The organism is Pseudomonas sp. Tof1 (assembly GCF_055390395.1).
Genome location: NZ_AP024344.1, coordinates 3,640,149 through 3,664,607 on the forward strand (window position 1 = coordinate 3,640,149; position 24,459 = coordinate 3,664,607).

Annotated in this window: 29 protein-coding genes and 2 pseudogenes; 26 read left to right on the forward strand and 5 right to left on the reverse strand. The window is 64.8% G+C overall.

What is annotated here, in order from left to right:
• Positions 1 to 6 precede the first annotated feature (6 nt).
• The 20 genes and pseudogenes from ACZ5KU_RS16145 to ACZ5KU_RS16240 all read left to right on the forward strand — a co-directional run bounded on the left by ACZ5KU_RS16145 (position 7) and on the right by ACZ5KU_RS16240 (position 15,193).
• Positions 7 to 2,376, forward strand: a complete 2,370-nt coding sequence (locus ACZ5KU_RS16145) for a PHP domain-containing protein (RefSeq protein WP_416769059.1) — start codon at positions 7 to 9, stop codon at positions 2,374 to 2,376.
• A gap of 359 nt (positions 2,377 to 2,735) precedes the next feature.
• Positions 2,736 to 3,041, forward strand: coding sequence for a hypothetical protein (locus ACZ5KU_RS16150; protein ID WP_054060431.1), 306 nt, complete (start codon positions 2,736 to 2,738; stop codon positions 3,039 to 3,041).
• 174 nt (positions 3,042 to 3,215) lie between these two features.
• Positions 3,216 to 3,749 carry a PFGI-1 class ICE element type IV pilus protein PilL2 gene (pilL2, locus tag ACZ5KU_RS16155; RefSeq protein ID WP_464735825.1) on the forward strand — a complete coding sequence of 178 codons (534 nt, stop codon included), beginning with the start codon at positions 3,216 to 3,218 and terminating at the stop codon, positions 3,747 to 3,749.
• On the forward strand, positions 3,746 to 4,429 hold the full coding sequence (locus ACZ5KU_RS16160; RefSeq protein ID WP_464735826.1) for a hypothetical protein: 684 nt from the start codon (positions 3,746 to 3,748) through the stop codon (positions 4,427 to 4,429). Before pilL2 ends, ACZ5KU_RS16160 begins: the two co-directional genes overlap by 4 nt.
• Positions 4,426 to 5,136, forward strand: coding sequence for a TIGR03759 family integrating conjugative element protein (locus ACZ5KU_RS16165; RefSeq protein WP_054060428.1), 711 nt, complete (start codon positions 4,426 to 4,428; stop codon positions 5,134 to 5,136). The genes ACZ5KU_RS16160 and ACZ5KU_RS16165 overlap by 4 nt, the downstream gene beginning before the upstream one ends.
• Entirely contained in the window at positions 5,133 to 5,690 is a 558-nt protein-coding gene (locus tag ACZ5KU_RS16170; RefSeq protein ID WP_241494382.1) for a lytic transglycosylase domain-containing protein, read from the forward strand. The genes ACZ5KU_RS16165 and ACZ5KU_RS16170 overlap by 4 nt, the downstream gene beginning before the upstream one ends.
• Before the next feature lie 67 nt (positions 5,691 to 5,757).
• Positions 5,758 to 6,200: pseudogene (locus ACZ5KU_RS16175) on the forward strand (integrating conjugative element protein).
• Between the two features lie 7 nt (positions 6,201 to 6,207).
• The gene (locus ACZ5KU_RS16180; RefSeq protein ID WP_054058727.1) at positions 6,208 to 6,468 is read left to right on the forward strand and encodes a hypothetical protein; all 261 of its coding nucleotides are present in this window, start codon (positions 6,208 to 6,210) and stop codon (positions 6,466 to 6,468) included.
• A 136-nt stretch (positions 6,469 to 6,604) separates the two neighbouring features.
• Positions 6,605 to 6,809: pseudogene (locus ACZ5KU_RS16185) on the forward strand (IncC plasmid conjugative DNA transfer DtrJ family protein); the annotation flags it as partial.
• 21 nt (positions 6,810 to 6,830) lie between these two features.
• Complete coding sequence (locus tag ACZ5KU_RS16190) at positions 6,831 to 7,079, forward strand: IncC plasmid conjugative DNA transfer DtrJ family protein (RefSeq protein ID WP_464735827.1); 249 nt, start codon at positions 6,831 to 6,833, stop codon at positions 7,077 to 7,079.
• 102 nt (positions 7,080 to 7,181) lie between these two features.
• Entirely contained in the window at positions 7,182 to 7,511 is a 330-nt protein-coding gene (locus ACZ5KU_RS16195) for an integrative conjugative element protein, RAQPRD family (RefSeq protein WP_081005974.1), read from the forward strand.
• Complete coding sequence (locus tag ACZ5KU_RS16200) at positions 7,508 to 7,747, forward strand: TIGR03758 family integrating conjugative element protein (protein WP_054058729.1); 240 nt, start codon at positions 7,508 to 7,510, stop codon at positions 7,745 to 7,747. The genes ACZ5KU_RS16195 and ACZ5KU_RS16200 overlap by 4 nt, the downstream gene beginning before the upstream one ends.
• Before the next feature lie 36 nt (positions 7,748 to 7,783).
• Positions 7,784 to 8,146, forward strand: a complete 363-nt coding sequence (locus ACZ5KU_RS16205) for a TIGR03745 family integrating conjugative element membrane protein (RefSeq protein WP_054058730.1) — start codon at positions 7,784 to 7,786, stop codon at positions 8,144 to 8,146.
• A gap of 13 nt (positions 8,147 to 8,159) precedes the next feature.
• Complete coding sequence (locus tag ACZ5KU_RS16210) at positions 8,160 to 8,564, forward strand: TIGR03750 family conjugal transfer protein (RefSeq protein WP_054058731.1); 405 nt, start codon at positions 8,160 to 8,162, stop codon at positions 8,562 to 8,564.
• Positions 8,561 to 9,229, forward strand: coding sequence for a PFL_4703 family integrating conjugative element protein (locus ACZ5KU_RS16215; protein ID WP_054058732.1), 669 nt, complete (start codon positions 8,561 to 8,563; stop codon positions 9,227 to 9,229). Before ACZ5KU_RS16210 ends, ACZ5KU_RS16215 begins: the two co-directional genes overlap by 4 nt.
• Positions 9,229 to 10,095, forward strand: a complete 867-nt coding sequence (locus tag ACZ5KU_RS16220) for a TIGR03749 family integrating conjugative element protein (protein ID WP_054058733.1) — start codon at positions 9,229 to 9,231, stop codon at positions 10,093 to 10,095. The genes ACZ5KU_RS16215 and ACZ5KU_RS16220 overlap by 1 nt, the downstream gene beginning before the upstream one ends.
• Positions 10,085 to 11,551 (forward strand): TIGR03752 family integrating conjugative element protein, encoded by a 1,467-nt coding sequence (locus ACZ5KU_RS16225; RefSeq protein WP_464735828.1) that lies wholly within the window; start codon positions 10,085 to 10,087, stop codon positions 11,549 to 11,551. Before ACZ5KU_RS16220 ends, ACZ5KU_RS16225 begins: the two co-directional genes overlap by 11 nt.
• A complete protein-coding gene (locus ACZ5KU_RS16230) occupies positions 11,532 to 11,942 on the forward strand; it encodes a TIGR03751 family conjugal transfer lipoprotein (RefSeq protein WP_054058735.1) in 411 nt (136 codons plus the stop codon). The genes ACZ5KU_RS16225 and ACZ5KU_RS16230 overlap by 20 nt, the downstream gene beginning before the upstream one ends.
• Complete coding sequence (locus ACZ5KU_RS16235) at positions 11,942 to 14,698, forward strand: conjugative transfer ATPase (protein WP_416769067.1); 2,757 nt, start codon at positions 11,942 to 11,944, stop codon at positions 14,696 to 14,698. Before ACZ5KU_RS16230 ends, ACZ5KU_RS16235 begins: the two co-directional genes overlap by 1 nt.
• 90 nt (positions 14,699 to 14,788) lie before the next feature.
• Entirely contained in the window at positions 14,789 to 15,193 is a 405-nt protein-coding gene (locus ACZ5KU_RS16240; protein WP_416769068.1) for a TIGR03757 family integrating conjugative element protein, read from the forward strand.
• A 50-nt stretch (positions 15,194 to 15,243) separates the two neighbouring features.
• Here ACZ5KU_RS16240 and ACZ5KU_RS16245 read toward each other — a convergent pair whose 3' ends face one another.
• The 3 genes from ACZ5KU_RS16245 to ACZ5KU_RS16255 form a co-directional block, all read right to left on the reverse strand.
• Positions 15,244 to 16,014 carry a PFL_4669 family integrating conjugative element protein gene (locus ACZ5KU_RS16245; RefSeq protein ID WP_416769069.1) on the reverse strand — a complete coding sequence of 257 codons (771 nt, stop codon included), beginning with the start codon at positions 16,012 to 16,014 and terminating at the stop codon, positions 15,244 to 15,246.
• A gap of 181 nt (positions 16,015 to 16,195) precedes the next feature.
• Positions 16,196 to 16,384: a DUF1737 domain-containing protein gene (locus ACZ5KU_RS16250; RefSeq protein WP_054063207.1), complete on the reverse strand. Its 189-nt coding sequence runs from the start codon at positions 16,382 to 16,384 to the stop codon at positions 16,196 to 16,198.
• Between the two features lie 125 nt (positions 16,385 to 16,509).
• Positions 16,510 to 16,827 (reverse strand): hypothetical protein, encoded by a 318-nt coding sequence (locus ACZ5KU_RS16255; RefSeq protein ID WP_054063206.1) that lies wholly within the window; start codon positions 16,825 to 16,827, stop codon positions 16,510 to 16,512.
• A gap of 394 nt (positions 16,828 to 17,221) precedes the next feature.
• On the opposite strand from ACZ5KU_RS16255, the gene ACZ5KU_RS16260 reads away from it, so the two are divergent.
• The 3 genes from ACZ5KU_RS16260 to ACZ5KU_RS16270 all read left to right on the forward strand — a co-directional run bounded on the left by ACZ5KU_RS16260 (position 17,222) and on the right by ACZ5KU_RS16270 (position 19,180).
• Entirely contained in the window at positions 17,222 to 17,356 is a 135-nt protein-coding gene (locus ACZ5KU_RS16260) for a hypothetical protein (RefSeq protein WP_275044505.1), read from the forward strand.
• A 193-nt stretch (positions 17,357 to 17,549) separates the two neighbouring features.
• Positions 17,550 to 17,729, forward strand: coding sequence for a hypothetical protein (locus ACZ5KU_RS16265; RefSeq protein ID WP_464735829.1), 180 nt, complete (start codon positions 17,550 to 17,552; stop codon positions 17,727 to 17,729).
• Positions 17,730 to 17,746: 17 nt separating this feature from the next.
• A complete protein-coding gene (locus ACZ5KU_RS16270) occupies positions 17,747 to 19,180 on the forward strand; it encodes a methyl-accepting chemotaxis protein (RefSeq protein ID WP_464737415.1) in 1,434 nt (477 codons plus the stop codon).
• A 135-nt stretch (positions 19,181 to 19,315) separates the two neighbouring features.
• Here the strand turns inward: ACZ5KU_RS16270 and ACZ5KU_RS16275 are convergent, their stop codons facing one another.
• Complete coding sequence (locus tag ACZ5KU_RS16275) at positions 19,316 to 19,627, reverse strand: hypothetical protein (protein WP_054058740.1); 312 nt, start codon at positions 19,625 to 19,627, stop codon at positions 19,316 to 19,318.
• A 212-nt stretch (positions 19,628 to 19,839) separates the two neighbouring features.
• Entirely contained in the window at positions 19,840 to 20,775 is a 936-nt protein-coding gene (locus ACZ5KU_RS16280; RefSeq protein WP_464735830.1) for a LysR family transcriptional regulator, read from the reverse strand.
• Positions 20,776 to 20,906: 131 nt separating this feature from the next.
• On the opposite strand from ACZ5KU_RS16280, the gene ACZ5KU_RS16285 reads away from it, so the two are divergent.
• The 3 genes from ACZ5KU_RS16285 (at position 20,907) to ACZ5KU_RS16295 (ending at position 24,439) form a co-directional block, all read left to right on the forward strand.
• Entirely contained in the window at positions 20,907 to 21,464 is a 558-nt protein-coding gene (locus ACZ5KU_RS16285; RefSeq protein ID WP_081005975.1) for an ester cyclase, read from the forward strand.
• A gap of 12 nt (positions 21,465 to 21,476) precedes the next feature.
• Positions 21,477 to 22,493 carry a polysaccharide deacetylase family protein gene (locus ACZ5KU_RS16290; protein WP_054063204.1) on the forward strand — a complete coding sequence of 339 codons (1,017 nt, stop codon included), beginning with the start codon at positions 21,477 to 21,479 and terminating at the stop codon, positions 22,491 to 22,493.
• A 149-nt stretch (positions 22,494 to 22,642) separates the two neighbouring features.
• Positions 22,643 to 24,439: a sensor domain-containing phosphodiesterase gene (locus ACZ5KU_RS16295; RefSeq protein ID WP_054063203.1), complete on the forward strand. Its 1,797-nt coding sequence runs from the start codon at positions 22,643 to 22,645 to the stop codon at positions 24,437 to 24,439.
• Positions 24,440 to 24,459: the final 20 nt, after the last annotated feature.

The window sequence follows — 24,459 nt, forward strand, 5'->3', positions numbered from 1 at the left end:
ATTCCCGTGAGCCAGACCTTCGATCCCCGTGACGCCGGCCCGTACATCGCCCCCAGCGGGCTCTACGAACGCAACAAGGCACGCCCCTTCCTCGGCAGCATCCAGTGCGACCGCCAGACCCTGGTGGCCGGCCAGTGGGACGAGATCACTTTCGTCTACGAGGTCGGTGCCAGCGGCCTGGCCGACGGCGCCTGGCTCAAGCTGGCGTTCAAGTTCTACTCGGACTGGGCGCTGTTCCAGACCTCCGACCCGACGGCGGCCAACTATGTCAGCGCCGAGTACCAGGCCGGTGACCTGGTGCCGGGCCAGAGCCCGGCCACGGTGCAGCACCTGAAGGTGCGCTTCGACCAGAAGGGCCATGAGCGGCCCTTCCAGAAGGCCATCCTGATCGACATCGTCGACGGCTATCTCAACCCCGGCGACCGCATCATCATCCGCCTCGGCGACCGCCGCCAGGGAGGTGCCGGCACCCGCGTGCAGAGTTTCGTCGAAAAGGACTTCCGCCTGCGCCTGTTCATCGACCCACTGGGCAGTTCCAAGTTCGCCGAAGTACCGGGCGACCTGCTGCTGGACATCATTCCCGGTGCACCGGAGCGACTGCAGGTGATCGCCCCGCGCCTGGTCGGCGAAGGCCAGCCGTTCGACCTCCTGGTACGCGCGGACGACGCCTGGGGCAACACCTGCCGACACACACCACTGACCGGCGAACTCACGCTGGCCGGGCCTGCGCAGCAGATCCGGCGCCTGCCCTTCACCCTGGCCGGCGAAGGCTGGGCGATCCTGCGGGTGCCGACCATCGAATTGACGGCGCAGGGCGAATGGTCGATCCAGGCCGTCACCGGGCAGGCCGGCGTGCAACCCGGCTCGGCGTTCGTCAATGTCGATGCGGCACTCGGCACGCTGCGGCCACTGTATGCCGACCTGCACGTGCATTCCGATGACACCGTGGGCACCAACGACACCCTGTACAACCTCAGCTACGGTCGTGATGTCGCCGGCCTCGATGTGCTCGGCTATACCGCCAACGATTTCAACATCACCGAGCAGCGCTGGGATGCGGCAGTCAAGCTGATCCACGAACTCAACGAGCCGGGGCGTTTCGTCTGCTATCCGGGTACCGAGTGGTGCGGCAACTCCTGCGCCGGCGGCGACCGCAACGTGGTGTTCCTCCACGAGGGCAAGCCGCAGTTCCCGTTCGATGCCCAGGGACGCCTGGTGCGGTCCTTCGAATGGAACGAGTTCACCGCCGGCACCATCAAGCCCGGTGCCTGGCCGGTGGATGAGCTGTACGCGGCCTACGCGCACAACCCGGAAGGCCACCTGATGATGCCCCACGTCGGTGGTCGACGTTGCAACCTCGACTGGCACCACCCCGAACTGGAGCGCCTGGTGGAAGTCGGCTCGGCCTGGGGCCAGTTCCACTGGGTCTACGCCGAAGCGCTGCAGCGCGGCTACCGGGTCGGTGCCGCGGCCAACAGCGACGAGCACCAGGGCCGCTGCGGCGGCGGTGTACCGGCCACGGCGGTGTTCGGTTCGCGCGGCGGCCTGACCGGCGTGATCGCCGAGAGCTTCGACCGGGCCGGCGTCGGCCGGGCCCTGCGTGCCCGCCACACCTTCGCGACCACCGGCGAACGCAGCCTGGCGGTGTTGCGCCTGGGCGAGCACCTGATGGGCGATGTGCTGACGGTCAACGGTGAAACCGCCCTGGATTACCGGCTGTTGGGCGACGCCGGCTGGGAACAGATCGAACTGTTCCGTGGCGAACAGCGCATCTGGTCGCGCAACCTGCATGCAGAGGCCGGCCTGTCGCCACGGCGGATCCGTCTGCGCCTGGGCGGTGCACGGATCAAGGACCGCTACCGCGGCGCCTACTGGACGGGCGAGATCAGCCTCACCGGCGCAACCATCAACGCCTTCCGCTTCCTCGGTGCCGACCACCCCGAACAGGTGGCCTGGCGCAAGGACGCCACCACCCTGGCCCTGAAGACCGACACCAACGGCGACACCGACAGCCTGGAAATCGACATTTCCCAGTTGGCCGGCGCCCACCTCAACGTGCAGTTGCGGATCGATGGCTACGTCAAGGTCGGCGACCCGCTCACACCGCCTGCGCACGTGCATGCCCCGACGGTGACGCTGCATCTGAGCGGCGAGGAACTGCTGGCCAGCGGCTCGTTCGTCAAGCCGTTGTCGGGTGCCGAGCTGCAGGTTTCGCTGGAACAGATCAGCGAGGCGCCGCTACCACGCGAAGTGGCGGGACGGATCGAGCTGAACTCGCTGAACCTGGAAAAAGGCCGTGAACATCCGCTGTTCATCAGCGCCCGCCAGCGTGACCAGTCGCGGGTCTGGACCTCGGCGCTATTCGTCACACTTTGAGGGTGGCCCCGAAAGAACCTGTAGCAGATCGGGTTTTGACAGCCCCCACAGCATTATTCATTGTGTGGGGGCATACCGCTGACATCTTCAGCACCATGCCGATGTAGCTTGGATCCGAGGGGCTACGATACGCCATTGCGTAGGGTCCGCCTCCAGGTCGCAGCGCTTCCAGTCATGCGACCGATCGACCTCCGTCGATGGAAGCCTCACTGTGACTGCGCTGTTCTCCCCGACTCTTGCATCCGCCCAGGGCAGACGCTCAAGCATACGGGCGTGACCTGCTGCATCGTCTTGTTACCTCAACCGGGAAATCACCTCCCGGTCGGGACCGGTGGTTTCTCTCCAACAGGAGAAGTCATATGTCCCAACCGCAACAGGCGGGCGCTACCTTCAGGCACGCCCTTATCCTGACCCCGCGGCTATGGAAGAAAGCCGTAAAGGACTACAGGGGCCAACGGGGGTCAACCTTCGAAATCCGCCTGCGGGAGCTGCTTGGCGCAGCGGCCAAGGCCCACAACCGGCAACCTGAGGCCGAGCAGGTGCATTTCGACCTGTGCCCGCTCAAGGGGAAACGGTTCCGTCTGCAACTGGTGCTCAGCCTGCTGAATAGGAAAAACGGGCTGCCGTACCTGCTGCTTTCGCTCAAGGAAGAATGGCCCGGGTGACCGTCGCGATTCTCGCCCCCGGGCACAACCTCAAGAAAAGGCCCGCTTCGGCGGGCTTTTTCCTGTTCGCGGTCAGAGGCCGCCTGAAATAACGCGCATCGCAATCCAGTTTCCTGACGGTGACGGTCTCGCAGGTTTGCAACCCTGTGCTCAACACCGCGTGAGGACACCTGGATGCATGGCTCCCCTACCCGGCCCCTGGCCGCTCTTGTAACGCTTGCAGTGCCGCTGGCGGCGATCGCGCTGACCGGCTGCGTCTCGCCAGAACCGCCACCTGCGTCCACCGGGCTCAGTGACTCTGCGGGGGCGCTGCTGCCGGTTGTGTCCCGGGACCGTCCGTTGCACCCCGAGCTGTCACCGCCACTGCGACTGGCGCGCTACACCCTGGTCAACACCGCGCCACGGGCCGACCAGTTGGATCTGTTGCGCCAGGTCATCGATATCCGCATACCGGATCACCTGAACCCCAGTGTCCAGGACGCCATGATCCATGTCCTGCGCCGCTCGGGTTATCGCCTGTGCCCCGCGCCCGAGGGGGTGCAAGTGCTGTATGCCCACCCGCTGCCCGCCGCGCATTACCGGCTGGGCCCGATCACGGTCGGCAACGCCCTGCTGGCCCTGGCCGGGCCGGCCTGGCAGGTGGAAATCGACGAGCGCGCCAGGCGCATCTGCTTCAGCGCGACGTCGCTGGCCGGAGGCCGAGAATGAAACGGCCTTCACGCAGTGCACTGGTACAAGGCGCAACGGTGCTGCTGGTGGTGGGTTGTGCGGTGTTCTTCGCCGACCGGCTCTCGACCCTCTCGGACGCGATGCAGGCAAGACAGACCGCCGAGCGGATACACAGCCTGCAACAGCAATTGCAACGGATCGATCATGAACTGGAAGGCATGCAGCCCTTCAAGGGCGTGCTCAAGGAAGACTTCCAGCACGCGCAGCAGTCGCTGCTCAAGCGCCTGAGCGCGCTGGAGACGACCACTCGCACCGTCGACAGCCTTGCCGCGGACCTGACGGCCATGAGCACCCGCTTGCAGCACAGCGAAGGCACCTTGCTGATGCTCCAGGCCACCGTGGAAAAGTGTTCCTCGACCTGCCCCGCCACGCCGACGGCCGCGGCTGCGCCACCCGGTGCCTCAACCAGGCCGAAAGCTCGTAAGACAAACCCCGTGAGCGCCAAGCCCAGCCCGCCCCCCTTCACCCTCCTGGGCCTTGAGTCCCGGGCGGGCGAGGCATTTCTGGCGGTCCTGCCCCAGGGCCTGCAACGGCTGGGAGATGTGCACCTGCTGCGGCCCGGCATGCTGTTCCAGGGCTGGCGCCTGACCGCCCTGGATTCGGGAAAGGCCCACTGGGTCAAGCCTGACGGATCTGCCACGGCGGTGTCGATACCATGAGGGACGAACAACGATGTGGGTGGCTGTTGAGCGGTCTGCTCCTGTCGGTGCCGGTCATGGCACAACCCGTCACTCAGACGACCGAGGCAGATCGCCTCTACCGGCAAAGCACCCTCGACCAGCAGCGCGCCGCCGAATGGGGGCTCAAACAGGAAGAATGGCAGCGCTATCGTCGCCTGATGGAAGGCCCGCTGGGTGTGCACTCCCCCCAACTCGACCCGTTGACGGCCCTTGGCATCGAAGCACGAGACTCCGCTGAGCAGGAGCGCTATGCGCAGATGCAGGCTCAGGCCGAATTCGCCCGCCTGCAGAAGCTGCTCGATTACCAGAGGGCCTACGACAGGGCCTATAAACGGCTGTACGCCGATCAGTTGCCAGTGAACCTGATCGGCAGCGCCGCTCTGGCTTCACCGGTCGAGGCCGCCGGCCGGCTCGCCGTTTTCGTGAAACCCGGCTGCCAAAGCTGCATCACCCGCGTCGGGCAGTTGCAACGCGATGGCCAGCGCTTCGATCTCTACCTGCTCGACAACGGCGGCAACGACAGCCTGCTACGGGACTGGGCCAGGCAGGCCGGCATCGATCCGCAGAAGGTGCGGCGGCGGGAAATCACCCTCAACCATGATGCCGGGCATTGGGCCCGCCTGGGCGACAGCGGGCCCGTTCCCGCCGTGATGCGCCCGGTGAACGGTCAATGGCGACGGCAATGAGCCCGGGCCATCTGCGCCTGTGGGGCGTTCTGACCGTTGCCGGCCTGCTGAGCCTGCCGGTCGCTGCGGCGCCCCCCCTGGCCTACCGCTGGGCAACGCAAGGCACCCCGGTGCCGGCGCAGGTGCTGTACGCGCTGGCCCTGCAGGAGAGTGGCGCCCGGCTGCGCGGCCGGCTGATACCCTGGCCCTGGACCCTGAATGTCGCCGGCGAGGCCCGGCGCTTCGCCGACCGTCGATCAGCCTGCCGCGCCCTGCTGCTGGCGATCCACGAGGTCGGCGCCAAACGGGTGGACGCCGGGCTCGGCCAGGTCAACCTGGGCTGGAACGGCGAACATTTCACTCACCCCTGCCAGGCGCTGGACCCGTACCGCAACCTGAGCGTCGTCACCCACCTGCTGCTGGAGCACAAGGAGCCCGGCATCGATTGGGTGACCACCGCCGGGCGTTATCACCGGCCCGTCGGGGGTGCGCCCGCCGAACGCTATCGCAAGGCCTTCGCGCGCCAGCTGGCGCGCGTTTCACATGGACTGGTTCAAGGAAGGAACACCCCATGAAACCCTTCGTTCTCTCGGCGCCCTGATGCTGCTGGTTCCCTTTGCGACCGAGGCTGAGCTCAAGGTCGTGGAGGACCTGGGCGGTACCTCCGCGCTGGCCTACTACCGCTCACTCAACCTGTCCGCAGCGCCACGGCCGGGTAAGGCCATGCAACTGCCCACCGTGCGCGTGAGCCCCTACGCAGAGGCGGACATGCTGCCGGTCCGCTCTGTCATCCTCAAACCCGGGCGGATCGCACCTCGCGTCCACAACATCCCCGGCTTGCGGCCGATCTTTCTGGTGGGTGATGACGAGCTGTCGCGACACTGGCTGCGGGAACGGGTCGAGGTACTGCGCGACCTCAAGGCGGTCGGCCTGGTGGTCAACGTGCAACGGCTGCCGGCTCTGGCCGAGTTGCGCCTGCTCGCAAGGGCCTGGACATGGCCCCGGCCTCAGCCGATGACCTCGCCCGGCGCCTGGGTATCGAGCATTACCCGGTGCTGGTGACCGAAACCGGCCTGGATCAATGAGGCCCCGATGAAGTGGCCGACCCGGGTGGAATTGCGCTTCGTCGCAGTATGGGCGCCCCATGCCTCGGTGCCGGCCATCTGCGCTGAACTGAGCGATCTGCTCGGCCTCGCCCAGCTGGGAATGCTCGATGGCCAGGCCCTCTACCCCCTGCTGGAGGACAACGGCCTGAGCCCAAGGTGGGTCGGCCCCCGGGGGATCGAAGTTCGCGACCCGCTGGCCGGGACACTGCTGCTCTGCTTCGAGCTGCGTGAAGTCGCGATTCATTGAAGGAAGCGAGCCCGTGCCAAGCACCACACCCACCGCCAGACACCCGCAATCAACACGTGAAAAGGGATTGCTCGGCAAAATCCTGGAACTGCCCTTCAGCCTGTTCGGCATCCTGCTGGTGGCGCTGTTCTTCAGCGTGCTGAGCGAGTGGTTCGGCCTGTTGCTGTTCTGGCCGGAAGAAGGCTGGCAGCGCTCGCGGGACATGCTCGACCGCGAGTTGGCGTGGATCTGCGCTGCACACCCCGCAAGCCTGCTGCTCGAGCAGCCCGAACAGACGGCCCGGTGGATCATCACGCAGGTGTACGAATGGTGCTTCGAGAGAACCGGGCTGATCGACTGGATCAGCCGGTCGGGCGGTGCTGATGGTGCTCCTCGGCGCCGTGGTGGATGGCCTGGTGCGCAGGGACCTGCGGCGCTTTGGCGCCGGCAGGGAATCGGGGTTCATCTACCACCGCGCCAAGCGGCTGATCGCGCCGCTCTGGGTCGCGCCATGGATCATTTACCCCGCGCTGCCGTTCAGCGTCAATCCGCTGCTGGTGACACTGCCGGGGGCACTGGCCCTGGGTCTGGCGGTGAGCATCTCGGTCGGCAGCTTCAAGAAATATCTGTAAGCGCCAGAGCCGTAAACCCACGCCATCCGATCCTGTTTTCCGGCTGTTCCCCTCCAGCGTCTGCGGCACGCTCAGCGAACTTTCTTCGAGCGGAACGCCTGTATGCCCCATGCTTTGAAATACCCGCACTACCTCCTGGCGCTGCTCGGCCTGGCCACCGGCCTGGCCCAGGCCGAGCCGACGGCTCATGAGCGCACCCGTCTGGCCGGGCTGTTGCGCCTGCTCGATACCATGAACCGGCAGGTGTACACCGACGCCGCCCTGCCCACTGACGAGCACGCCCGGTTCAACTTCGACTATTCGCAGCTTTCCGCCGACCTGGAGCTGATTCGCCAAGGCATCGAACACTATCTCTCGCCAGCGCGGGCGCAGCCCCGTGCCGTGCCGGAGCCGAGCGGGCACTACACCCGTGCCGCCGGGGAAACGCCATGAGCATGACCCCCTCGCAGCTCAGTGCCTTCCAGGCCATGAGCGGTTTCACCCCGCAAGAGAGCGCCGGCCTGCTGACCGGCCTGGCCCTGACCGTCGCCCTGATCTTCGCCGCCTGGGCGATCGCCTGCGCCTACCGGGGCTGGGCGAGCGGCCAGCTATCCCAGGGCCGGTTCGCCGGACTGACGATCAAGGTGCTGCTGATCTACATCCTGCTCACCCTGCTGCTGTTGCGGTGATTTTGCGCAAATTTCGACAACGCCATGGAGGCCCCGATGACCATCCTCTCGCTCTTCAGGAAACTGTTCCGTCCCTTCACCCTCTGCCTGGCCGCCGGCAAGGCCCTGACACCCGGCACGGGCCTCGCCGCCCTGCCCGAGCTGCAACCACCCAGCCGCGGCGAGGGCAACGGCATCATCCAGACCCTGCAGAACCACGGCTACGACATCGTCGCACTGATCGCCCTGGCGATTGCCGCCGCCGCATTCTGTGGCGTGGCCTACCACGCCTACAGCAGTTACTCCGAGGTGCAGAACGGCAGGAAGACCTGGGGCCAGTTCGGCCTCACCTGCGGCGTCGGCGCCCTGTTGCTGGTGGTGGTGATCTGGCTGCTGACCAAGGGCACCGAGGTGCTGTGAGGAGATGACTGCGATGACACACGACCCGGATCATTGCCTGCCCGACGGAACCATTCGTTTTCTGCCCTCGCGCCTCAACCACCAACCCGTCATCGTGCTCGGGCTCACCGCCGACGAGATGTGGATCACCCTGATCGCCGCCGCCCTGGTCGGCGCCGGTCTCGGTACCGTCGCGGCGATACTGCTGCAGAGCATCGCGTTGATGCCTTCGGGCATCGTGCTGTGCATGGGCCTGGGGCTGTTCGTCGGCGGCCGACTGTTGCGGCGCCATAAACGCGGCAAGCCGCAGACCTGGCTGTACCGTTACCTGCAGTGGTACCTGGCAACCCGCTCAGCGGTACCGGCCGCCTGGGTCGGCGGCCACGACCTGGTGAACCGCTCGGGCCTGTGGAGCACGCGCCGGAGCCCTCGCCCATGAGCCATTTCAAGAACGAAGTGAGTCGGTTGCAGGCCCACGTCACCTCCCTGCGCGCCAGTTGCGGCCTGCTGTTCGGGGTGGCGCTGTTGCTGGGCCTGGGCTGGTGGGAGGCACCCCGGAACCTGACCATCAACATCCCGCCGGACCTGCGCTCGGGCAGCACGCGCAAATGGTGGGAGGTACCGCCGGAATCGGTCTATACCTTCGGGCTGTATATCTTCCAGCAACTCAACCGCTGGCCCGCGGACGGCGAGAAGGACTACCTGCGCGCCATCCACAAGCTCTCCGCCTACCTGACCCCCGCGTGCAAGTCGCTGCTGGAGCAGGATTTCCAGCAGCGCCAGGTCGCCGGTGAATTGCGCAGCCGCACTCGTGGCGTCTTCGAGATTCCCGAGCGCAGCTACGGCCAGGCCCCGGAGCAGCGGGTCAAGGTGCTGGGGCGGGACCGGTGGGTACTCAATCTCGATCTCGCCACCGAGGAGTTCTACGGTTCCGAGCGAGTGAAGCAGAGCTTCGTGCGCTACCCGCTCAAGGTGGTACGTCGGGATATCGACCCGCAGAAGAATCCGTTCGGCCTGGCCCTGGACTGCTACGACGGCGTCCCGCAGCGCATCAGCACCTGGCCGTCGGGCGTCAGCACCGACCCTCGGAAAGGAGACGACTGATGCGCCGCTCACTGCTTTTAGCCGCCCTCTGGCTGGGCATCGGCACGTCCCACGGCGTCGAACTGATGACCTGGGAGCGACTGCCCCTGGCCGTACCGCTGCAGGTCGGCCAGGAACGGGTGCTGTTCATCGACCGGAACGTGCGGGTCGGCGTGCCCCGCTCGCTGGGCGACAAGCTGCGGATCCAGAGCACCGGCGGCACTCTGTACCTGCGCGCCAACGTGCCGATCGAGCCGACCCGGCTGCAACTGCAGGATGTGCAGAGCGGTGAACTGATCCTGATCGATATCGCCGCCAGCGCCCCCCAGGGCGCGGCTGCCCTGGAGCCCATCCGGATCGTCAAGGCGCCCGCAGTGCCCACGCGTTACGCCGCACCTGCGGTGAAGGACGCCGATGCGCAGACGGGCAAAACCGTTGCCCCACGGGAGACACCGATACCGGTCACACTCACCCGTTATGCCGCGCAGAACCTCTATGTCCCGCTACGTACGGTGGAACCCTTGCCGGGAGTGGTCGCCATGAAACTGCGGCGTGCGCCGGACCTGTCGAGCCTGCTGCCCGGCCAGCCCCTCTCGGCGAGCCTGCTGGGCGCCTGGCAACTGGACGAGCACATTGTCAGTGCCGTCCGCTTGCAGAACCTCGCCAGCACCGCCCTGCCCCTTGATCCGCGCGAGCTGCAGGGCGACTTCATCAGCGCCGCCTTCCAGCACCCCTACCTCGGCCCCGCGCGGCAGCCGAGCGACACGACGGTGGTCTACCTGGTGACACGGGGACGGGACCTTGCCCAATCGCTGCTGCCCAGCCTCAGTCCGATCGATGCGCGCCCTCGCCGCCACGCCAAGCACGGGAATGCCGATGAAAAGTAATGCCCTGCTCAAATGGCTGCTCCTGCCCCTGGTGTTGCTGGTGCTGTTTGGCCTGCTCCGGGCCTGTTCCGACAAGGACGCCACACGGGACCGCTCCGACCCGAGCGGACACCGCCTGACTCCAGAGGAGATGAAACAGTTGGGCATCGACGGCGATACCCCGCACGACACGGTCGCGACCCTGGTTGCCCAGACCAAGGCCATGCGCGAGGAGCTCAAGGCCCTGCTATCGGAAAACAAGAGCCAACAGGAGGAAAATACCCGGCTGCGCCAGCGCGACGGCGATCTCGATCAGCGTATCCAGAAGATTCTCAACACCGAGCTCGAACGCACACCGCAAGGCCTCGGGCAGGACCTGAGTCCCCAACAGAAACAGAGCCTGCTGGAGGATCTGCAGGACAGGCTGTCGACGCGCTTCATCGGCCGGCAGGACTCCGACCTGCCGATTGGCCTGGGCCTGGAACCTGGCGACGAAACGCGCTTCGCCCAGGACGATCTGGTCTGGACCGAACCCCAGGACGCCACCGCCATCGATGCCCAGGGCAAGCCGGTGCCTGCCGGCTCCGGCAAACCGGCAGCGGGCCTGCAGTTCCCCGACCGGTTGCGCGAAGCCATCGACCCGGGACAAAGCCAGCACAAGGAGAACACCGGCGTGACCGGTCGCAACATCGCCAGCGGCCAGGACCCGGCACCGGTCAACCGCGTCTATACCCTCCCCGAAAACAGCACCCTGACCGGCTCCATCGCCATGACCGCGCTGGTTGGCCGGGTTCCGGTGGATGGCGTGGTCAATGACCCCTACCCGTTCAAGGTGCTGATCGGCGCGGACAACCTCACCGCCAATGGCATCGACCTGCCGGACGTCGCCGGAGCGGTGCTCAGCGGTACCGCCGCTGGAGACTGGACCCTGTCCTGCGTACGCGGGCAGATCGTCAGCCTGACCTTCGTCTTCAACGACGGCCGCATCCGCACCCTGCCAACGCCGCAGAAGCTGACCGGCCGACAGGGCAGCAGCCCGTCCGCCAACCCCTCGTCCGGCAGGATCCAGGGTGGCATCGGCTGGCTCAGCGACCCCTATGGGGTGCCCTGCATCGCCGGCGAACGGCGCTCCAACGCCCAGCAGTACCTGGGCAGCAGAAGCCTGATCACCGCGGCCGGTGCCGGTGTGGCGGCACTGCTCGAAGCCGACAGGGCCGATACCGGCACCGTGATCACCCCCGGCGGTGCCACCGTGGGAGCCGGTCCTTCGGCGCTCAACAGCATTCTCTCCGGCGGGGTGAAAGACGTCGGCGACTGGGTCAACAAGCTGTATGGCCAGGCCTTTGCCGCGGTCTACGTACAGCCGGGTGCCCAGGTCGCCGTGCATCTGGACCGGCAACTGGAGATCGACTACGAAACCCTCGGCCGCCAGGTGCGGCAACTCGCAGGAACAGGCCATGCCAATACCCTCGATTAAGCCCCTGCCCGGCCTGCTGCTGGGCGCCCTGTTCATCTGTGGCTGCACGACGGACAAGGAACAGTTGCTGCCCCACGGCCCGCAGACCATGGCCGATATCTGGGACAGCCAATCCGGTCAGGCCCCCCTGGACCATCACCTTGTGGAGATCCGTCAGACCCTGCGCCGCCCACTCGAAGAACGCACCGGCGACCAGCAGGCCTATAGCCGAACCGCCCGGAACGAAATCCACAGCCAGTTCCGGCGCCTGCCCAACCCGGACCTGGTCCTGTACGTGTTCCCGCACCTGGCCGGCTCCGATCCGGTACCGGTGCCGGGCTACAGCACGGTATTTCCGCTCTACCAACGGGTGCAGTACGCCTTGCCCGGCGAACGTACGGAGGACTACTGATGCCAGCCAGGCAGAAAGGCCCCGCCACCCAGGCCGACGAGCAGGCCCTCTATGACGTGACACCCAGCTTCGTCGAGCTGCTGCCGTGGGTGGAATACCTGCCCGAATCGCAGTGCCTGCTGTTGGAGGACGGCGAGTCGGTCGCGGCGTTCTTCGAACTGACCTCCATCGGCACCGAGGGCCGCGAGGCCAGTTGGCTGCGCACCGTGCGCGACGCCCTGGAAAACGCCCTGCAGGACAGTTTCGACGAACTGGAGGAACAGCCCTGGGTGCTGCAGCTCTATGCCCAGGACGAAACCGACTGGAGCGGTTATCTGGGCACGCTCGACGCCTACATCCAGCCGCGTGCCCGCGGTTCGGCATTCAGCGAGTGCTACCTGCGGATGTTCGGCCAGCACCTGGAGGCGCTGTCTCAGTCCGGAGGTCTGTTCGAAGACACGACGGTCACCCAACTCCCGTGGCGCGGTCAATGCCGCAAGATCCGCCTGGTGGTGTACCGGCGCAGCAAGGGCACGCCGCTGCAACGCGGCCAAGGCAGCGAGCAGGCCCTCAACAGCCTCTGCGAACGCCTGGTCGGCGGCCTGGGCAATGCCGGCGTGAAGGCCCGTCGCCTCGATGGCGCGCAGATCCACCGCTGGCTGCTGCACTGGTTCAATCCACAGCCGAATCTGCTGGGCGACTCACCGCAAGACCGCCAGCGCTTCTACCAACAGGCCGACTATCCGCCGGACGCCGCCGAGGACGAACTGGCGCTGGCCAGCGGCAGCGACTTCGCCCAGCGTCTGTTCTTCGAACAGCCCCGCTCGGACGTGGAACACGGCCTGTGGTATTTCGATCGGATGCCTCATCGCGTGATCGTGCTCGACCGCCTGCGCATGCCGCCGATGACCGGCCACCTGACCGGGGAAACCCCCAAGGGCGGCGATGCCATCAATGCCCTCTTCGACCAGATGCCCGAGGACACCGTACTCTGCATCACCCTGGTGATCACCCCGCAGGACACCCTGGAAAACCACCTCAATCACCTGGCCAAAAAATCCGTGGGCGACACCCTCGCCTCCGAACAGACCCGGGACGATGTGCAACTGGCCCGCTCGCACCTGGGCAGCGCCCACAAGCTCTATCGCGGCGCCGTGGCCTTCTACCTGCGCGGCCAGCATGTCGAGGAGCTCGACCGACGTACCCTGCAATTGAACAACGTGATGCTCAACGCCGGGCTGCAACCGGTGCGCGACGAACACGAAGTCGCCCCGCTCAACAGTTACCTGCGCTGGCTGCCCTGCGTGTTCAACCCCGGCATGCGTCACAGCGAGTGGTACACCCAACTGATGTTCGTGCAGCACGTCGCCAACCTGGCGCCGGTCTGGGGACGCAGCGAAGGTACCGGGCACCCGGGGTTCACCTTCTTCAACCGCGGCGGCGGGCCCTTGACCTTCGATCCGCTCAACCGGCTCGACCGGCAGATGAACGCCCACCTGTTCCTGTTCGGCCCGACCGGTGCCGGCAAGTCGGCCACCCTCAACAACCTGCTCAACCAGGTCGTCGCCATCTACCGGCCACGGTTGTTCATCGCCGAGGCCGGCAACAGCTTCGGGCTGTTCGCCGACTTCGCCCGGCGCCTGGGGCTGAAGGTGCATCGGGTCAAGCTCGCTCCCGGCTCCGGTGTCAGCCTGGCGCCCTTCGCCGACGCCCACCGTCTGGTGAACACGGCGAGCCAGGCGCTACTGGCCGAGGCTGACGAGCTCGAAGACGCCGAGGACAACGACGACGAACGCGACGTGCTGGGCGAACTCGAGATCACCGCGCGCCTGATGATCACCGGCGGCGAGGAAAAGGAAGAACAGCGCCTGACTCGCGCCGACCGCAGCCTGATTCGCCAGAGCATTCTCAACGCTGCCCAGGTATGCACCGCCCGGGGCAAGACCGTGCTGACCCAGGACGTCCGCGATGCCCTGCGGCACATGGGCCAGGACAGCGACCTGCCGGAGCCACGTCGCCTGCGCCTGCAGGAGATGGCCGATGCCATGGACATGTTCTGCCAGGGCGCCGACGGCGATCTGTTCAACCGCGACGGCTCGCCCTGGCCGGAAGCCGACATCACCCTGGTGGACCTCGCGACCTACGCCCGCGAAGGCTACAACGCGCAGTTGTCGATCGCCTACATCTCGCTGATCAACACGGTGAACAACATCGCCGAACGCGACCAGATGCTCGGCCGGCCGATCATCAACGTCACCGACGAGGGGCACATCATCACCAAGAATCCGCTGCTGTCGCCCTACGTGGTAAAGATCACCAAGATGTGGCGCAAGCTGGGTGCCTGGTTCTGGCTCGCCACCCAGAACGTCGACGACCTGCCCAAGGCCGCCAAGCCGATGCTGAACATGATCGAGTGGTGGATCTGCCTGAATATGCCGCCGGACGAGGTCAACAAGATCGCCCGCTTCCGCGCGCTCACCGATGCGCAGAAAACCCTGATGCTGTCGGCGCGCAAGGAGTCCGGGAAGTTCACCGAAGGGGTGATCCTCTCCAAGTCGATGGAGGTGCTGTTTCGTGCGGTGCCACCGAGCCTCTACCTGACCATGGCGATGACGGAACCGGAGGAAAAGGCCGAGCGTCACGAACTGATGAATGCCCAAGGCATCAGCGAACTGGAAGCGGCCATGGTCGTGGCGCAGCGGATGGACCGGGCGCGCGGTATCGCCAGCGGCGCGGCCTGCACCGACCACGGCGGCGAACAGGGAGAGCGGCCGTGAGCAAAAGCCGCCCGGCGCAGAGCAGTTTTCCGGCTGTCAGCGACGGGCGTTTTGCCGAGGATTGAGGTTTCTGTCACCTGGATCCTTGTCATGAATATTCATCCTCTGCTGCGACTGTGCAGCCCTGCCGTGCTGTTCGCCTGCCTCTCCCCTTGCCTGGCCGAGACCTGGGTCATCACCGACTCGGCGCACCCGGTTGATGTGTCGGCGGATACGCGCCTGATTCATCTTGATCGCCTCGATCAGCTGGAGGTGGCGCTTTTCGAAAATCTTCCTGCCGACCCGGCACAAGCCCAGGCGGCCTTCGGGGAAATCATGAGCGCCGAGGTCTCCGCCAACATCAGCCGCGCCCACCAGGACATCGTCGATGCCTGGAGCCTCGGGATCAGCAGGATTCCGGCCGTCGTCGTCGACCGTCAGTATGTCGTGTATGGCGATCCGAACCTGGAGCGTGCCCTGGACAGGATCGGGCGATTCAGGAGCGCTGCCCGATAAAAAGACTACCCAGCCGGGATGGGCTGGGTAGCTGAGGGACATCGCGGGACTCAATCGCCGGTCGTCAGCCCGGGCGCCTGATAGCCGTTGGCCTTGGGCGCAGGCGCGAGCCACGGGAACTGTTCGACCACATCGCCAGCTTCCTCAATGACCCGGTCACGGACGAGAGGCGGAGCAAAATCCGCCCGCCGTGTGCCATCCAGCACCTCCATGGGCAACTCGCCGAACAGCTTCCTGGCCTGCCGGGCCTGGTCGTTGTCATACGCGAAATCGACCCGGGTCGCCCCGGAATGGCGGTACCTGCGGGGAAACCCGAACAGGCCGCGCAACAGGCGACCACCGGCATGGATCCGGCTCTCCATCTCCCGTCGATCGATCAGCGCAACGTGGTAGGCGTGCAGCAGGCGGCGCACGATATTGTCGTAGGTGATCAGCAGATACATCGCCAGATAACCGAACTGGGTGGTGATGACGATCGGCAACCTGACGGGCCGGATACTGAAGTTTTCCTCCGCGCTGATCGCGTCCGGAAAGGCCCTCATGAGCAGTTCCAGGTTGTCCTGGATCAGTGCCAGCTCGGCCTTGCAGCGTTGCAGTTTCTCCTGGATGCGCAACATCCAGAGGTCGGCATACGGATCGCCCTGCTCGGCGCCACGCGTCACGTTCCGGATCGCGCCGAGAAAGCCGCCAAAACCGATGATCGCGGTCTTCTCCTCGCTGGCGGCCCTGCCTTGCCAGATCTGCACGGCATGAAAGGTGTGCAAGGTCAGCTCCATGGCACTGCGCAACGGGCCGAGTCTGCTTTCGATGGGATAGAACATTGCTTGCTCCTGGCTGGGGTATCGGGACCCCAGTGTCATCAGGAACAAAACCGCCAGCAGCCGGAAAACAGAACCGCAAGCGTGCGGTTTTCAGCCGTCGGCGGTGCGACTTTCCTGCAAGCCCTGCGCCGCCCGATCGACCGCCATCGCCAGCAAGCCGGCTCCCCCAGCGGTGGCGCCGTTACTTGTCCGGGTTCCAGATCAGCGCCTGCGCAACGATCACATGCTCACCGTTGAAGGTGGCCGCGGGCGAACCGTGAAGCTGGTAACCCAATGCCAATGCCTCCGACACGCGATGGCAAAATTTGGCGTCATCCTTGCCGGTCAGCAAACGATAGCGTGGAAGGCCTTCTGGAGGGAGGGTCTGCATGGGAGCACCTGCTTGAATCGATAAGGAAGCCTCACCTCAAACCGAGGCATTGAAGCAGCAGATTATCACGACGAACCAGTATGGAAACCCGGCCCGGCAGCAGACTGCCGGGCCGTCATCCGCAATTACAGCATCACGGTGGAGAACATGCCCAGGGCACCCAGGCAAAAGCCGATCAGGGCACCCCGCCCTGGCACTTCACCGAACAGGGACCAGACCACCAGGGGTTCAAGGATCAACAGGGACGTAACCGAGACCACCGTGACGACCCAGATGTCACCGACCGCCGCATAACCTAGCCAATAGGCGCCCAGCAGGCACAGCCCTGCAAGACACATGATCAGCACCGGAACGCTGAATGCCTCCCATGAGACATTTCCGGTTTGGGCAAGCCTGGCCGTTACCACCTCGCTGTAGATTGCACAAAACTCACCCACCACCATCAGGCCTAAAGCAGAAACTCCGAGTAATTCTTTGGACATATCAAAAACTCCTTCGTATTCAACGCAATGTTTTTCAGTTCCCAGCGGGCGATATCGCCATCCAGGGACTGGTTGCAGTGATACGAAGCAGCCTTGAACAGGCCTGAATTATCGAAGTACTTTTCCATGCTCGTGTCCTTGTAAAGGTGCGAGTCTCAGCGACTCCGCCTCGATCATACGTCCGTTGAGCAGCCTGAACAATCGCGCCAGGAACTCCTGGATCGGCCGAGTATTCAGGGGCGCACTGCCCGCCCAGGACCACAATGTGACCCATCGCCCCGCAGAAAAAATGAATCAGCGACCTGATCTACTGGTCAGGAATCATGAGCGCAGTCAATCTGACGAGGTAACAGCAATGACTATCGAAGCAGAGACACTCGTACAACTGACCAAGGCCCTGCAGCAGCGCGGCATGAACCTGGTATCCGATGTGGCGTTTACGCGAGCGCCCTACCGGCACAATCACCGCTGGATCTGCACGGTAGAGTAGGCCACTGAAAAACAGGCGAACGTGCAGGCGGTCCATCCCTCATCTCGCAAAAAATAACTTGTACATTGAACTTTTTCTGTACAAGAAAAGTCCGACCGCTGATGCCAATTAGTCATCATTAAGCCATCACTTCGCCCCTCTCATGGCAAGCGTTGGTGAAGCATTCAGTCAACGGTTCGGGAGCAGCCTTCCTATGTTTTCCAATCTGAGCATTTCACAAAAGCTCTACGCCGGTTTCGGCCTGGTGCTGCTGATCATCGTGATATTGGTGCTTTCGGCCCTGCGTGGCTTCGATCAGGTCAGCAGCAGCGTCAAAAGCAACATCCACAGCTACGAAGTCCTGAACCAGTCAGGGCCGTGCTGCGCAGTCTGATCAATATCGAGACCGGCATGCGTGGCTACGCGCTGACCGGCCGGGACAGCTTTCTGGAGCCCCTGCGACAGGGCGAAAAAGCCTTCGATGATTATTACGGCCAGCTCAAGAGTGCCACCGCCGACAACCCTCAGCAGCAGGCACGCCTGGAGCAGTTGCGCACCCTGTACCAACAATGGATGAACGATGACGTCCAGGCCAACATCGCCCTGCGCAAGGAGATCAATGCGGGTCGGCAAGCGATCGGCGTCATCAGCGACCAGATCGCGGCCGGCCACGACAAGGCCAAGATGGACGCCATGCGCCAGCTCGTCACTCAGTTGCGCGATACCGAAAAAGCCCTGCAGGACTCCCGCGCCAACGCCATGTACGACGCCAAGTCCGCCGCCTTGACCATTCTCATCGGCGGCGGCTTGGCAGCGGCCGTGCTGGCGATGCTCATTGCCTGGTCGCTGTCCAGCACCCTGGTCGGGCGCATCCGCCAGGCGGTGGATGTGGCGAGAACCATTGCCGATGGGCACCTCGACAGCCGCATCACCAGCGACGGGCGTGATGAGGTCGGTATCCTGCTGCAGGCCTTCGCCACCATGCAGGAGCGCCTGCGCGCCATGATCGGTGAAATCAAACGGGGTGCCCAACAGCTGGTGAGCGCCTCAGAGAGTATTTCCAGCGCCTCGTTGCAACTTTCGGCCTCAACCCACGAGCAGTCACAGTCGGCCTCCTCCATGGCCGCCACGGTGGAGGAACTGACGGTCAGCATCAACCATGTGGCCGACAACGCGGGCGATGCACACAGGCTCTCCAGCGAGTCGGGACGCCAGTCCAGCGAGGGCGGCAGTGTCATCCAGGAGACCCTGGCCAGCATGCGCCTGATTGCCGAGACCGTGCAGGCCTCGGCCACCCAGATCGCCGAGCTCGACCAGCATGCCGAGCATATCTCCAGCATTGTCAGCGTCATCAAGGGCATTGCCGAACAGACCAATCTGCTGGCACTCAATGCGGCCATCGAGGCGGCCCGCGCCGGCGAGCAGGGCCGTGGCTTCGCCGTGGTGGCCGATGAGGTCAGGCTGCTGGCACAACGCACCGCCAACTCGACCCAGGAAATCACCGAGATGGTGGAAAAAATCCAGCTCGGGACCCGGGACGCGGTCGGCAGCATGGATATCGGCGTGAACCAGGTCAAAGGCGGTGTCGAACAGGCTCAACAGGCGGGTGAAGCCATCGTCAACATTCGCCAGTCGTCGAGCGATGTGGTGCGTGTGGTGGACCAGATTTCCCTGGCCCTGCGCGAACAGACCGCTGCCAGCCAGGATGTGGCACGCAACGTCGAGCGCATCGCCCAGATGTCTCAGCAGAACAGCCAGGCTGTCGAACAGACCAGCGAAACCGCCCGAGCCCTGCAGCAACTGGCGCATAACCTGGAAAAGCAGGTGAACGTGTTCGTGCTCTGAGGGCACGCCGGGCGACAGCACAGGGAAGTGCGCCTTGCCAGTCGGCTGCTCGACCGGGGCCTGTGGGAGGTCGAGCAGCCTTCAGGAAGGTCGGGGACAGACGAGGATGGTTGCGTCCCGCCCCCTTCCGCCCAATCAGCCCCAGCTCCTCGCCTTGACGCTCAACACCAGCAGATCCGGGGTATTGCCCCCGACAGCCGCATGGTCAGAGAGGGATCCCAGAACCTCCCCGCAAAGGGTCGACCCCATGGCAAGCTCGGCATCGAAACCGCCGAAACAGGGCGCATCCTTCATGTACCGAAACTCGCCCCGACGAAGCACCACCCGGTAAATATCCCGGTCTTCGGTTTCTTCAAGAAAAACCGGTGCCGCGCTCTGCAGGATGTCATAGGTGACGGCACCGGTGCCGCAACCTGCGATAAGCCGGGTGATCAGAGAAATCATCATCTTGCGCGTCCTTGTAAGACCCTTGCTGCCCTTCAGCTATAGCGGGCAGCGGGCCGAACTTCCATCATTCTTTCTGACTAGTCGTTATGGTCAGTCGTGATCCGACCCCGGTAGGCGACGAACCCAGTCGTGACTCAAATGGCCCCGTACTGCCTGTTTGCAGGCCTCAGCAGCTCGCCGCAGAAACAGCGGGCGATCCCTGTCAGAAACCATTAATTGGCTTGCAAGCCTTCAGCCCCAACCTGGCGCATGCGTTCCCAGCGCCATGCCTTGCCGAGCCGATCCCCCAGGAATTCCACCAATGCCCGCACACGCGGCGCCAGGTGGCGTCCCGTCGGGTAGATCGCATTCAACGGTGCCGCCGCAATGGCAAACGTCGGCAGCACCCTGTTCAGCCGGCCGTCGAGGATTTCGTCGCCCACGTCCCAGATCGACTTGCGCGCAATACCGGCCCCTTCGAGCGCCAGCGCATGGGCCGCGCTGCCGTCATTGGTGACGAACGTCCCGGTGACCTGCACCGACAGAGGCTCCTCGCCATCGAAGGTCCACACCGCTCGAGGGCGGCTGCCGATCAGGATGCATTGGTGATGAACCAGCTCATTGGGATGAGTGGGCTCACCGAACTGCCTCAGGTAGCCCGGCGATGCGCACAACACCCGGAAATTCGGCGCCAACGGGCGGGCGATCAGGGATGAATCGGCCAGGTTGCCGAAACGGATGGCCAGGTCGATGTTGGCATCGAGCAGATCGACGACAACGTCGGAAAACTCCAATTGCACGCGCAGCTTGGGATGCCTCTTCTGGAAAGCGGCAATCGCGGGGGCGATCCACTGCCGTCCGAACTCGACGGGAGCGCTCAGACGGACCGTGCCATCAATCGCCTGGGATCTCCCCGAGATGACCGCCTCCGCCTGTTCGATGGCCGCCAGTATCCGAACGGCTTCGGCATGAAACAGCTCCCCCTCCTCTGTCAGTACCTGCTTTCGCGTGGTGCGCTGGAGCAGACGGATCCCCAGCTCCCGCTCCAGTTGCGTGAGGCGCTTGCTGACCATCGCCAGCGACAGGTCCATCTCTCGCGCAGCCGCCGACAGGCTGCCGGCGGCGACGACGCGCACGAAGGTGCGCAGGCTTGGCAGGTTGTCGATCATCCGTCAACTCTTAAAATATTGGAAAGGATCCATTCAAAGAATACCGGTATTTGACGACGATTTGTTGAGTAACCATGGTGACAGGCCGCACACCAGCGCCGCCCCCCACTTCCCGAATCCAGGAGACCACCATGCCCTTCAACTCTCACCGACGGCTTCGTGCAGCCGCCCTGATCCCCGCCCTCATCCTGGGGGCCGTGGTCACACCGGTATTGGCCCAATCCGGCGAACTCGTCCAACCCGCGACCCTGGTCGTCGATGGCAGCCTGCCGAAGAAGACGCTCGAAGCACAAACCCTCGCGGCCAGCCGCTACGGCACATTCTGGAACACCGGTGAGGAAGCCATGGCGCGCCAGGCCCTGGCACCGACGTTCTCCGACAAGACCCTGCCTGGCGGCCGTGCCCAGGGCATCGAAGGCGTGCTGGCCGCGTCGAAGGCCTTCCGCTCCGCCGTGCCGGACCTGCGTTGCGAAATCCGCCAGATGATCGTGGCCGGCGACCGGGTGGTCACGCACCTGCACTTCACGGGCCATTTCACCGGCACCTTCATGGGCAAGCCGGGACAAGGCCAGAACATCGACTTCATCGCGACCGACATCTATCGGGTCGCCGACGGACGCATCGCCGAAAACTGGCACCTGGAAGACAACCTGACGTTCCTTCAACAAGCCGGCCTGGTGGCCAGATAACGGAGATCCCCCATGGCCTCGACAGAACAATCCCTTAAGGCGCCGGATAGCGGCCGGCGCCGTTTCCTCAAGCAGACCGGCGTGCTGGCCGGCGGCATCGCCACCGCGTCCATGCTCCCCGGCGCCAAGGCCGGTCCGCAGAAGACAGTGGCCACCCAGCCACATGACGCCAATGGCAGATTCTGGCCAGGCGACACCCGCCTGGTGGTTTCCATTTCGATGCAGTTCGAGGCAGGAGGCCAGCCCCCCAAAGGCACCGACAGCCCGTTCCCCAAGGTGGAGTTCCCGGCCAACGTGCCTTCGGATGCCGCGACCAACACCTGGTTCGCCTATGGCTATCGGGAGGGAGTTCCGCGCCTGCTCGACCTTTGGGATCGCCACGGCGTAAAAGTGACCTCCCACATGATCGGCGAGGCCGCGCGCCGCCACCCGGAGCTGGCCCGGGAAATCGTTGCCAGGGGCCACGAAGCCGCAGGCCATGGCCCGCGCTGGAGCTCGCAGTACGCGATGAGCCGCGAGGAGGAGCGCCGGTTCATCGCCGAGGGCACTCGCATGGTCGAGGAAGTGACCGGCCAGCGCCCCGTGGGCTACAACTGCAACTGGCTTCGTCGCGGCCCCAATACCCTCTCGTTGCTGCAGGAACAGGGCTACCTCTACCACATCGACGACCTCAGTCGCGACGAACCGTTTATCGAGCAGGTCAACGGCAAGGACTTCATCGTCGTCCCCTACACCCTGCGCAACAACGACATCCTGCTGATCGAGGGACGCAACTACTCGCCGGACGGATTTCTGGCGCAGATCAAGCGGGACTTCGATGTGCTGTATGAGGAAGCGCGATCGCGCCGCCGCATGATGTCCATCAGCGCCCACGATCGCATCAGCGGTTCCCCGCAGATGGTGAGCGTGTGGGACGAATTCATCACCTATGCCAAGAGCAGGGCCGGCGTCGCCTTCATGCGCAAGGACGAGATCGCCCGGTTCGTGGCCAGCAGTCCGCTGACCGTGCGCGAGAAGGAAACCCTCTGAGCTGCTGCCTGAAAACGGCGGCGAAGGCGATCGGAAAGAAGGTCGGTGCCAGTGTGAAACCTTCCCGAAGGGGGGTGGTCGTAAGTTGATAGCATTTAAATATCAATTAGCCATTGCCCAGGGTCATTGTCGCCCTCCAGGAGCGCCTGATGCCCCCTACTTTCGACGCCGAACAGCAACGCCTGGCGGCCGTGCACGCCCTGCAATGGCTGGAGACCGCCAAAAACGAGAACTTCGACCGCATCTGTCGGCTGGCGGCCGCCTATTTCAAGGTGCCGACGGCGCTGATCTCGCTGGTCGAAAAGGACCGCCAGTGGTTTGCCGGCCGTGTCGGTTTCGATGCGCCTCAAACGCCCATCGAACAGTCGTTTTGCCGCCATCACCTGGACCGCCCGGGGGTGTTGCACGTGCCCGACGCACGGCAGGACGCGCGCTTCGGCCACAACCCCCTGGTCACGGCCACCGATGGCATCTGCTTCTATGCCGGCGCACCGCTGCGCGACCGCAACGGGCAGGCCCTGGGCCGTCTGTGCATCATCGACAAGGCCCCGCATCCGTTGGAACCCCACGAGCTGACGGCACTGGAAGACTTCGCCGAAATGGTCATGGTGCAGATCGAGCAGAGCCAATCGCTGCGCTACCGCGACCCCGTCAGCCGGCTGCCCAACCTGCTGCAGTTCATGCTCGACACCCAGGGCCTGGTGGACGCCGATGCCACGGCGCGCCTGCTGATGGTCATGCGGCTTCAGGACAGCTACGGCGACGACCGCCTGGCCCTGGAGGAGCGGGTCAGTAGCGGCCAATCGCGACGCCGCGAAACCGCCCAGCGCCTGCGTGAGCGCCTGGAGGGCGTGGCCGAGCTCTATCACATCAGCGAACGGGACTTCTGCGTGTTGCTCAACTGCCGCGCCCCTCGCCAGCAGGAATTGTTTCGTGCCCTGGTGGCACTGGTCAGCGAGCCATTCGCGCCCCGGGCCATGAGCATCGGTGTCGCCACTTGCGAACTCGGCAACCAGCCGGCGGCCGACCTGTTGCGCAAGGCCACCCATGCGGTCGAACTGGCGATTTCGCGCCATGGTCCCTGGGCGGTTTACGATGAAACCCAGGATCGTGCGCAACGCCGGGCGTTCACCCTGCTCAATGACTTTCCCACGGCACTGGACAATGGCGAGCTGTACCTGGAATACCAACCGCGCTTCAGCCTGCACGATGGCCGCCTGCTCAGCGCCGAAGCCTTGATCCGTTGGCAGCACCCACGCCTGGGGATGATCTCGCCCGCCGAGTTCATCCCCCTGATCGAAGGCGCCGGACAGATCAGCCGCGTGACCTGCTGGGTGATCGACCGCGCCCTGAGCGAACTGGCGGCCTGGAACGACGACGAGGTTCGTCTGGCCATCAACCTCTCGGCCCAGGACTTCAAGGGCCTGGACATCGCGCGCACCCTGAGCCGCACCTGCCAGCATTACCATATCGCGCCGCCACGGCTGGAGGTGGAGATCACCGAAGGCGAATGGATCAGGGCCGACCCGCAGGTCATCACCCAGTTGGCGGCCGTGCGCCAACTGGGCGTGGACGTGGCCATCGATGACTTCGGTACCGGCTACAGCAACTTTGCCTACCTGCATGAAATACCCGCCAATGTGCTGAAGCTGGACAAGTCGCTGGTGACCGACCTCGAGCACTGCCCACGCAACCGGATCATCGCCCGTTCGGTGTTCCAGCTGGCCCATGAGCTGGGCTACCGCACCGTGGCCGAAGGTATCGAAACCTTCCGCTGCCTGAACCTGGTGCGCGAATACGGTTGCCATGAAGCCCAGGGGTATTTCCTCAGCCGGCCCCTGCCTCTGGCGCACTTCACCCGCCCCTCCGATGACATTGCCCTGGGTTTCAACCCCAGCCTGCCGGCAGGCGGCGACAGGCCGGCGGCGGTCGCCCTCGGCCTCTGAACGGGCCGAGCTGGAGCTCG

Excerpts from the sequence above, each read along its gene's own strand:
- ACZ5KU_RS16150 (WP_054060431.1), top strand. The coding sequence starts at position 2,736 with ATGTCCCAACCGCAACAGGCGGGCGCTACCTTCAGGCACGCCCTTATC.
- pilL2 (WP_464735825.1), top strand. The coding sequence starts at position 3,216 with ATGCATGGCTCCCCTACCCGGCCCCTGGCCGCTCTTGTAACGCTTGCA.
- ACZ5KU_RS16160 (WP_464735826.1), top strand. The coding sequence starts at position 3,746 with ATGAAACGGCCTTCACGCAGTGCACTGGTACAAGGCGCAACGGTGCTG.
- ACZ5KU_RS16165 (WP_054060428.1), top strand. The coding sequence starts at position 4,426 with ATGAGGGACGAACAACGATGTGGGTGGCTGTTGAGCGGTCTGCTCCTG.
- ACZ5KU_RS16170 (WP_241494382.1), top strand. The coding sequence starts at position 5,133 with ATGAGCCCGGGCCATCTGCGCCTGTGGGGCGTTCTGACCGTTGCCGGC.
- ACZ5KU_RS16180 (WP_054058727.1), top strand. The coding sequence starts at position 6,208 with ATGAAGTGGCCGACCCGGGTGGAATTGCGCTTCGTCGCAGTATGGGCG.
- ACZ5KU_RS16190 (WP_464735827.1), top strand. The coding sequence starts at position 6,831 with ATGGTGCTCCTCGGCGCCGTGGTGGATGGCCTGGTGCGCAGGGACCTG.
- ACZ5KU_RS16195 (WP_081005974.1), top strand. The coding sequence starts at position 7,182 with ATGCCCCATGCTTTGAAATACCCGCACTACCTCCTGGCGCTGCTCGGC.
- ACZ5KU_RS16200 (WP_054058729.1), top strand. The coding sequence starts at position 7,508 with ATGAGCATGACCCCCTCGCAGCTCAGTGCCTTCCAGGCCATGAGCGGT.
- ACZ5KU_RS16205 (WP_054058730.1), top strand. The coding sequence starts at position 7,784 with ATGACCATCCTCTCGCTCTTCAGGAAACTGTTCCGTCCCTTCACCCTC.
- ACZ5KU_RS16210 (WP_054058731.1), top strand. The coding sequence starts at position 8,160 with ATGACACACGACCCGGATCATTGCCTGCCCGACGGAACCATTCGTTTT.
- ACZ5KU_RS16215 (WP_054058732.1), top strand. The coding sequence starts at position 8,561 with ATGAGCCATTTCAAGAACGAAGTGAGTCGGTTGCAGGCCCACGTCACC.
- ACZ5KU_RS16220 (WP_054058733.1), top strand. The coding sequence starts at position 9,229 with ATGCGCCGCTCACTGCTTTTAGCCGCCCTCTGGCTGGGCATCGGCACG.
- ACZ5KU_RS16225 (WP_464735828.1), top strand. The coding sequence starts at position 10,085 with ATGAAAAGTAATGCCCTGCTCAAATGGCTGCTCCTGCCCCTGGTGTTG.
- ACZ5KU_RS16230 (WP_054058735.1), top strand. The coding sequence starts at position 11,532 with ATGCCAATACCCTCGATTAAGCCCCTGCCCGGCCTGCTGCTGGGCGCC.
- ACZ5KU_RS16235 (WP_416769067.1), top strand. The coding sequence starts at position 11,942 with ATGCCAGCCAGGCAGAAAGGCCCCGCCACCCAGGCCGACGAGCAGGCC.
- ACZ5KU_RS16240 (WP_416769068.1), top strand. The coding sequence starts at position 14,789 with ATGAATATTCATCCTCTGCTGCGACTGTGCAGCCCTGCCGTGCTGTTC.
- ACZ5KU_RS16245 (WP_416769069.1), bottom strand. The coding sequence starts at position 16,014 with ATGTTCTATCCCATCGAAAGCAGACTCGGCCCGTTGCGCAGTGCCATG.
- ACZ5KU_RS16250 (WP_054063207.1), bottom strand. The coding sequence starts at position 16,384 with ATGCAGACCCTCCCTCCAGAAGGCCTTCCACGCTATCGTTTGCTGACC.
- ACZ5KU_RS16255 (WP_054063206.1), bottom strand. The coding sequence starts at position 16,827 with ATGGTGGTGGGTGAGTTTTGTGCAATCTACAGCGAGGTGGTAACGGCC.
- ACZ5KU_RS16260 (WP_275044505.1), top strand. The coding sequence starts at position 17,222 with ATGACTATCGAAGCAGAGACACTCGTACAACTGACCAAGGCCCTGCAG.
- ACZ5KU_RS16265 (WP_464735829.1), top strand. The coding sequence starts at position 17,550 with ATGTTTTCCAATCTGAGCATTTCACAAAAGCTCTACGCCGGTTTCGGC.
- ACZ5KU_RS16270 (WP_464737415.1), top strand. The coding sequence starts at position 17,747 with ATGCGTGGCTACGCGCTGACCGGCCGGGACAGCTTTCTGGAGCCCCTG.
- ACZ5KU_RS16275 (WP_054058740.1), bottom strand. The coding sequence starts at position 19,627 with ATGATGATTTCTCTGATCACCCGGCTTATCGCAGGTTGCGGCACCGGT.
- ACZ5KU_RS16280 (WP_464735830.1), bottom strand. The coding sequence starts at position 20,775 with ATGATCGACAACCTGCCAAGCCTGCGCACCTTCGTGCGCGTCGTCGCC.
- ACZ5KU_RS16285 (WP_081005975.1), top strand. The coding sequence starts at position 20,907 with ATGCCCTTCAACTCTCACCGACGGCTTCGTGCAGCCGCCCTGATCCCC.
- ACZ5KU_RS16290 (WP_054063204.1), top strand. The coding sequence starts at position 21,477 with ATGGCCTCGACAGAACAATCCCTTAAGGCGCCGGATAGCGGCCGGCGC.
- ACZ5KU_RS16295 (WP_054063203.1), top strand. The coding sequence starts at position 22,643 with ATGCCCCCTACTTTCGACGCCGAACAGCAACGCCTGGCGGCCGTGCAC.